The following is a 7,867-nucleotide window of genomic DNA, read 5'->3' on the forward strand; positions in this document are numbered from 1 at the left end:
TCGGACTGCAATTCCTTTAGTGGCAGCACAAATTCGCCGTTCTCAAATCAAACCCATATGCGCGAGAATGACATTCTCAATAATGGCGATGAGCCGCTTGCAGTCGTCCGGGTTTTCATTGCGGATGCAGTAGAGCTCAGTGGCCTGGGTCATGTCCGTTCGACCGCCAACGCCATAATCGGTGTAGCGATCGATAATATCCTGATTGATATTCTTGCGCTCAAAATGCGCAATGGCATCTTCGGTGTTTCGCCATTTGAGCCAGCTGCAGGACGCAAGCCGCTTTTGAAAGCCGGCACTGAACTGCTGACGGCTCATGCCTTGGGGGAGGGTGACCGACAGGCCGCGGGTTAAAGCACGAACCGGGCTATTCTCGTGAAGAGTCTCTGGCGAATAGATCTGAAGAGCTGAATATTCATCATAGCCCTCATCCTGCACCGGCCAGTCGCCATCAATCTGATAATAAGATCCGTACTGGTCTTTGCTTTGCTGCTTGATACGATCAGCAATTCGACCTTCGCCGCATTCACCGATCTTAAAGATTGGAATGCTCAACTGCTTTTTGAGATCCTTGAGGCCTGGGCAGCCGGCGATATAAATATCTCGCTTTATGCCGGGGCTGAATTTCTCGGCGAATGCTTTTGAACTCAGAATATCGGCCGTATCGAGGATGAGGTCATCTCCACCGATAACTGGCCATTGTGTTTGGTATTTTGATGAAGCTGTCTGTGAACGGGCAGACGGTAGAAGCAATTGCTTTTTGTCTGCTTTGTTCTCAGAGGCTTTCGTGTGTGACGTTTCTTCGGTAGTTGCTGATTTTGACGAAACGCTTGCATCGATTGTTTCCTGATTAAAAATAAAATGGTTGGGAAAGTTCAGGCTGATGCTCAGTGGGTGTTCACCCTCAAAGCGAAGCCCAGGGGAGAGCGGCAGCACAATGCTTGCTTCTCCAAGTTCAATGCGCATGTTTGCGGATTGCGGCTCGTTGCCAGCATCGAAAGTGATCTTCAGCTGGGTTGTGGCGTTAGAACTAGACATTCAGTTTCCTTGTTAATTTCATAAGTGATGTTGATGTTGATGTTGAGTGCTGACGAACCGCGCGCGAAGGCATGCTGGAAGCAGCGATGCTCCAGACACGATTAGGCGGATTGCGCGATCAGTCTTTTTGGAAGGGAGGCGGAACGGCCTGCGGCCTGATCATTCAGGCGGCGGAGTGAATGGCCTTGTTGCCTCAGAGCAGTCGATGAGCGAAAATGCTATCGACAGATGGTCAGACGCACGAATGCGGATGACAATGGTGATATCAGTGAATACCTGAACGGTTTAAACAGGCTTGGCTTTGGGGCGCTGCCAGATGAGGGCAAATTTGCCGTCTGCGTCTTTATCGAGCAGCCGTGCGTAAAATGGTGCAACAAAAGTCGGATCATCGAATTTAACGGAGAGGTAATCCTGCTCTGTATCGAGTGTTTTTCTTCTCCAGGCAGATCCAACGATAAAGCTCTTTTTATAAATATCGTAATCGGGGCTCAGTTCGCCTTTCTTTTCACGCGGCCAGAATACCAGATCGATCGTGTGCCCGAGCAATTCCATTTGACCAACGAGGCTGTTACCCCGCTGATCAAACATTCCAATTATTCGCATTTCATAACTCCTTATAATTTTGGACGAGCAAAAGCCTTGGCCTCAGCAAAGCTGAAACCATAAAATCTCTCACTCAAACCATTTAATGACTGCGCGCTTTGACAATTTCTTGAGCGCGCCAATCTTCTCTTTTTTCGGGAAATCTAACTATCAAGAGATCGCAGATCGATAATCTTAAAATCAAAAAATATATTCATCTGCCGAAACAGCCATGTCTTTCGGCCAATCAAACTCTTCTCTTTTTCTTTATTTTCGGGAATCTTACTTTAAAGCATCAATCGTGGAATCAGACAAAGACTGATCTGCAAGTTTTCTTTTCACGCTTATAATCAAAAAGGTAATGGAGATGAAATTCGATTGGATTACTAAACAAACTTAGGCTCTCATTTATTTAACCAAAAGCGTATCGTTGCCATCGAACGCAACAGCTAATGATCTGGGACGGCTAAGATTTTAGCAGAATTGATATCAATGCGGTCACAGGTACCGCGAGCAATGTTGTTGTTATTACGGCCGCTTTGCACTTTATTTTAGACGGTTACGGGGAGATCATGACGTTCCAAAGTCGACCACGGCGCTGACCGTCGCGCGATAGCAAGCGAGTTCTCACCCACTCGCTTGAGGCTAAAGAGGATAGCACGCCTATTGGTGAGGTCGTAGCAAGGCCAATGTTTCGGCTGCCACGTTTTGTAATTGGCGTACGAAATAGACTGGTCTGTTTTTCACCCCTTCATAGAAATTAGCCTAGTTGCAGAAATTGCATCCATTTTGGGCATGCCAGACGATCATTTTAATAACCTACATACACGCACGTAACGGTCCGACGGCTCATCTCTCAATGCTAGCCGTTACTTGCTTCGGCTTCTTCAAAGTAGCTGACTTGTTCCGAGGGGCATTCTTCGTGGGCGCGTATCGAACTGCGTTCACAGCTTGGCTCTGTGATGGCACTTTCAAATTTCGTGCGCGCGCGACCGTCATCATGGCAATCTTATTTGCGCCCATGATTGCTGTTTGGTTTACATTCCTTTTTGAGGCTGTCTCATTTGCTAAGAATAGTGTCATCCCTCGCGGTGACTTGCGCTCAAGCCGCTTGGTCAATCTTTGAATGATTTTCTTCTTGAGCAAAATGGCCAGCAGCTTCTGGCGTAACGCTTCTTGTAACTGTTGATTGAACTCTATCGCTGTCTCGATGGTCTGCATTGTTGGCTTGTCTTTTTTACCCATCTCAGGATCGGCAGGCTGCTCCACCTTGGCTTTCGGAGCAAATCGCAAGAATAATTCGCGTTCGATCGCCGCGCGGCGTTTCATGTAGTTTATTCTACGGGTCATGGATTGTTCTCTAACAGCCTTCAGCGGAGGAAGGGGCTCGATTTTTGCCAGTTCGACAAGATCCGCTTTCCGAAGATCGGCACCAAGGCCTTTGGCCTTTGCTCTTTTGTTGAGAAGCCGAAGAAGCGGGATGCTGATGCCGGTTTCCGGGTCCAAAATCATTATGGCTTTGTCGCCCATAGCAAATACGAAGCCCGTCTTTGTAGCGGCGGTTTTGAATCTGCTGATATCCCGGCCATTCACAGCAAATAGTTCCCAAATGCGATCTTCGAATGATACACTTTTTTTTAATCGATCGGCGTCGTTGTATCGGATGATGCTCCGGCCTCCCGATGAATGTTCTTTCTCGCTCATTGCGCACCGGAGCTTGGCCGCATCCTCTGTCAAACCACGCGCTTTTAGTTCTGCTGCGTTCTTTTCAGTATGTTTGCCAACAACAATTGCTTCGTTAAAATGCAGTTCGCACAGCCTGCTCGCCATTTCATCGTTAATGTGATTGCGCTTCGTGCAAATGGCTTTCCCGGTGATGGGGTCGTAGTGCGAATAGACAAGGTGATAATGCTCCGCACGATTCCCTTTCAGATGTTCAACAACCTTGCGCGGCGTTGATTGGGGGATATTGTGCTCGGCCTCAATAAGCTCAATGGTTCGAATTAACTCACTTTCAGTGAGAATATGGCTTGGCGAAACCTTAATATGAAAGAGCTGTCGAGCGCGGGGATTTGGGCTAGCCAACTTCGCATTTGTACCGAAATCAAGGAGCGCAGTGCCAAGATCGAGATTGGCATCTCGATCAAGGTCATGACGCTGTATTACGCGTTCATTTTTCTTGGCGTCAGTCAGGTGGGCTGCCAGCCCACCCATACGCCTTGCTTTTGATTTAATGATCATGGATCGGCTCGATTTACATTCAATGCCATTCGTAGTTCGAGGCGCATTTGCGCGACATCGCTCTGAAGATTTCTGATGGAATTTGCATCAACTCTTTCGCCAGAGTTGGCTTTCGCCGCCAACTGATTGGCGAGGCTCGTTAGTCGCCCGAGACTGGCATTTATGCTCCGCAATTCGTCGACGTTGGGGTGAGTGCGGCCACTTGGATAGTAAGTGGCGGACTCTAGCCCTTTCATCACCAGCTTACGCGCCAACGAAGCTCTAGGTATTCCTCTGCTAGTTGCGAGGGATTCGAGTGATGCTTCATCACTAGCGGTGAGCCGGAATGAAATCCGGGCGGGATATTTAAGTTTCATCGCCATTTCACGCTTCCTTTTGATGCCCTTCAGGGCGGTTAAAGGCACCGAATCCACGGTGCCAATTGGGGAGTCCACGAGGGGTAAAACCCCTCTGATCGGGTTCCATAGGGGCGACGCCCCTTGGCCAGTCTAGAAGTCGTTTAAAGCAGGGCGGCGAATGCCGCATACCTGCGGTCACTGGCCTAAAGAAGAAATCATAACTAATTTCCATATAACGTAACCATCCGATTTCTGTATGATAATAATACTTGACTGATCTACCAGATGTGTCAGTCTAAATATACGATATAGACTATCGCTGAGATTTGAGGCAATATCAATATTTCCATAATAGTCTATATATACTTATAGTTGCCTACAGTCGTCTATGAATGTCTATTGACCCATAAACTTATTTTTTCAGGAACGGAGCTTGAGATGAATAATCCCGATGATCATGCCGACAATACGGAACAGATTGTGGATGCTGCAAAATTGGCACTAGCTCAGTCGCAGCCAGCGATACCAGTCACGTTGCGAGGAGTTGTCCACGCCCTCAGTGATGACATCACAAAGGCCAGAAAAAACGGTCTACGATGGGAAGACATTGCAGAGATCTTGCGACGTTCTGGCTGTGCCAACGTCAAAGCTGACACTGTGCGCTCGTACCATCGAGTGGAGCCGTCAAAGCGGTCTAAGAAAGTCGCAAACGCGCAGCTCCGTGAGCAGGAATTGAAGCGAAAGAACGATGCAGCGGAATGGCGTCAGAATGCTTCTATCGCCGCGGAGCAAACTACCGATCAGCCAATCTTTGAAAACGAAGTCAGCAACCGACAACAAGGCATTATCCGCCCTGTTAGATCCAGTCGCGTTAAATAAAAATGGAGATGAAAATGCCCGATAATATCGATCAGATGCCCAAATCCAATTTGGAATGTCAAACTACTGCCTTCGGAAGCGGAAAGGGGAAGATATTCACCCAACCGTTTCAACTCCAAAGTCAGAATTCTGAATGTAGCTTATTTTCGTTGAGGAAGATCACTGAAAGTAGCCACTCATTAAAAGTGCCTAGCTGCTTCCTTCCAGGAAAGCTTCCTGCCGGCTGCTCGTCGGTCGCAATCGTCTTCAGAGACACGAAATTTCCTAAGCCCTATTCGCCCGCTATCGCATCAGACGGGAATGATGCTCACGAGCTTTGGAATGAAGTCGCGATATCGAATGCAATGCTGATCTCAAAAATCGAAAACATCAATGAACAGCTGACAGCTGCTGCGCCTGTCAACTTCGTTCGCGTGAGATAATTCAAGGAGAACATACCATGGCTAAGAAAAATGTCTTCATGAGCAATAAGCTCTTGATATGTGTTGTTGATGCCAAAGGAGGCTCGGGAAAGTCCTTCCTTACGCAAATCTTCGTCGAAGCCGCACGCTGTGATGGGGATTGCCGCGTTTATATTCTGGACGGCGATACCAGCAATTCCGACACCATTTCCATATTCCAAGATGCAAAACTTGTGTCCATGTCTGAGCCGGAAGCATTTGGTAAGTTCGCTCTGGCTATCAAGAAGATAGAAAACGGCGAAGCTGACCATATGGTTTTTGATGCCGGCGCACGCGATGAATCTCTTCTTGAGGAAATGATGCCTCGGATGCTTCAAGCGGCAAAGAAAATCGGAGCCACACTTGTTGTTGTCCGCCCGATTAACCTGAGCAGCCATACCCATCGTAATGCTTCGAATTTTACGCAAGGCTTTGCTCGCGAAAACAATGTTCCAGTCGTCCTTTGCCGTTCACTGGCATTTGCTGACCGCCCATCTGACTTTGATCATTGGCATAACTCGCAGACAAGGCGGAATGCGCTTGATGCAGGCGCAGTTGAGCTGATCTTCTCCAATCTTGGGCGCCGGTGGTCAACGGAAGCTGGAGGCTTCGGTCTGTCGCTGGCTGATGTTGGACGAGGCGATTTCACGAAACTCGGTGATGTTCATGACATGCGCGATGCGGAGGCAATCTTCACGGAAGAAGTTCAGCTCTGGATTGCTGACTGGATGTCCGAAGCAGTTGAAATGATTCATCAAGGCATCGCGGACGCTTTAAGTAACCGTGGATTATTGAAGGTGAAAAATGACAAATCTTCGTGACCACGCCAATGCGCTTCGCAGAAAAGGGGTGGTAAAACCCACCTCTCGCGCAATGCTTGCCCAAGGTGATGAAGTGCACCATCATAGAATTGGCTTCACCGGCAGGCAAATGTTGATCTCAATAATAATTGCACTTTTTGCTGGTGTAGCGATTGCGCTTTGGGTGGCAGCGCCAAGTGTAAAGATTCAGCGATTGGTAAATGCAGCTGGGCCCATGACTGAAATCGAACTGACAAGCCGACTTGCATTACCCGCGAATATTGCAAGCGCTATTGGCGAGATTCTTGAAATCGAACCGTCCGAGAAAAGCGCTATCGACGATTGGCTTTACCTTTTGGGCATGGCCAAGGCTCCGTCCAGTTCATTGAGCAGGAAAGTCTTCTTAAAAGAATTCATCAATGCTTATACGACGAATGAATCCGGTGCCGCCACGTTCGATGACATTCTTGATGTTTCCGTTCTGATAAGTCGGCATGAAACGGCATCAATCATTAAATCTTTGCGGAAGATAAAGCCCGCTGAACGCAGTCGCATTGCTGGCTCCCTTGAGCTTGCCTCCAGCGAAGCAGAACTTTTGTTCCGAGTTGCAGATTCAATTGCAACAGAAAGGAACACAGCTCTCATTGATTGGCTACGTCAGATACTCATCAGGCAATCGACCGTATCATCCAAGATGGAAACGCAACTCAACTACATATGGGCTCATAAAAATGAAGACATCAAATGTAGTTTTTAATCACCAAGGAGCATGAAAAATGGATAACGAAGATGTAACTGAAATCGAAATTCGTGACGCGATCTATTCGCATGTATGCCAGCTACTAATTGCGGACGTGAATGCAAATCAGGTATTCAAAACAGCTGTTCAAACCTACGAGCACGCTTACGGCGTGAAAATAAAATTCAGAGACAGCCTGCTCAAACCTCAGGAAGATAATAAATAGGCTTCCCAATCTGCCATAAGCTTGCGCCGCATTTTCCAATGCATCAGAGCGGCGATAGGCAACCTCGGTTGTATCACCAATGGCATGCCTAATACAGCTTGGATCAACTTACGCCGACCGCACCATTTTTTGTATGCTAAAATCACATTAAGTCACTGTATTTAGTTGGTAATACACAATGCTTTATAAGCGCTACTTACATTTATCGTCAAAATTATGATACAAAAAGTGTCACGCGATTGTTCTTTTATAGTACTTTTGGGGAGGCGTGGTTTTTTCTCAAAAGGCCCGGATTGTTGATTTCCAGGTGGAAGTGATGGGGAGGGAGGTGCGGACAAAACTAGGGCTATCAGAGAGTTAGTTCATGCAATCCTACGAAAATCGGATGCGAGCCGTTACGCTTTACATCAAGCTGGGCAAGCGCGCCAAAAGCGACTATTCGGCAGTTGGACTATTCAAGCAAGAATGCTTTAAAGTGGTTTGCCCCCTGAAAAGTGATCCTTCATGAAGTATGGCTTATGAGCCTCAGAAGGACATTGAAATGGCAGTGAAAAGACACAAGGCAGAAGAGATCATCACGAAGC

At 47.5% G+C, this 7,867-nt stretch carries 9 protein-coding genes; 5 read left to right on the top strand and 4 right to left on the bottom strand.

Features of this window, described 5'->3' with window-relative positions:
• Window positions 1–42: 42 nt before the first annotated feature.
• The 4 genes from WH356_RS16880 to WH356_RS16895 form a co-directional block, all read right to left on the bottom strand.
• Window positions 43–1,038 carry a hypothetical protein gene (locus tag WH356_RS16880; RefSeq protein ID WP_339512842.1) on the bottom strand — a complete coding sequence of 332 codons (996 nt, stop codon included), beginning with the start codon at window positions 1,036–1,038 and terminating at the stop codon, window positions 43–45.
• 285 nt (window positions 1,039–1,323) lie between these two features.
• The gene (locus WH356_RS16885) at window positions 1,324–1,641 is read right to left on the bottom strand and encodes a DUF736 domain-containing protein (protein ID WP_339512844.1); all 318 of its coding nucleotides are present in this window, start codon (window positions 1,639–1,641) and stop codon (window positions 1,324–1,326) included.
• An 828-nt stretch (window positions 1,642–2,469) separates the two neighbouring features.
• A complete protein-coding gene (locus WH356_RS16890) occupies window positions 2,470–3,861 on the bottom strand; it encodes a hypothetical protein (protein ID WP_339512846.1) in 1,392 nt (463 codons plus the stop codon).
• Window positions 3,858–4,223 carry a hypothetical protein gene (locus WH356_RS16895; protein ID WP_339512848.1) on the bottom strand — a complete coding sequence of 122 codons (366 nt, stop codon included), beginning with the start codon at window positions 4,221–4,223 and terminating at the stop codon, window positions 3,858–3,860. The genes WH356_RS16890 and WH356_RS16895 overlap by 4 nt, the downstream gene beginning before the upstream one ends.
• A gap of 414 nt (window positions 4,224–4,637) precedes the next feature.
• On the opposite strand from WH356_RS16895, the gene WH356_RS16900 reads away from it, so the two are divergent.
• From WH356_RS16900 to WH356_RS16920, 5 genes are read left to right on the top strand one after another with little or no spacing between them, the layout of a single operon-like run.
• A complete protein-coding gene (locus WH356_RS16900; RefSeq protein WP_339512850.1) occupies window positions 4,638–5,078 on the top strand; it encodes a hypothetical protein in 441 nt (146 codons plus the stop codon).
• 14 nt (window positions 5,079–5,092) lie between these two features.
• Entirely contained in the window at window positions 5,093–5,500 is a 408-nt protein-coding gene (locus WH356_RS16905) for a hypothetical protein (RefSeq protein ID WP_339512852.1), read from the top strand.
• A gap of 17 nt (window positions 5,501–5,517) precedes the next feature.
• Complete coding sequence (locus WH356_RS16910) at window positions 5,518–6,339, top strand: hypothetical protein (RefSeq protein ID WP_339512854.1); 822 nt, start codon at window positions 5,518–5,520, stop codon at window positions 6,337–6,339.
• Entirely contained in the window at window positions 6,323–7,075 is a 753-nt protein-coding gene (locus WH356_RS16915) for a hypothetical protein (RefSeq protein WP_339512856.1), read from the top strand. Before WH356_RS16910 ends, WH356_RS16915 begins: the two co-directional genes overlap by 17 nt.
• Window positions 7,076–7,094: 19 nt before the next feature.
• On the top strand, window positions 7,095–7,283 hold the full coding sequence (locus tag WH356_RS16920; protein WP_339512858.1) for a hypothetical protein: 189 nt from the start codon (window positions 7,095–7,097) through the stop codon (window positions 7,281–7,283).
• Window positions 7,284–7,867 lie beyond the last annotated feature (584 nt).

Origin of the sequence: Ochrobactrum sp. MYb379, assembly GCF_037479515.1 — a bacterium.
Lineage (GTDB): Bacteria > Pseudomonadota > Alphaproteobacteria > Rhizobiales > Rhizobiaceae > Brucella.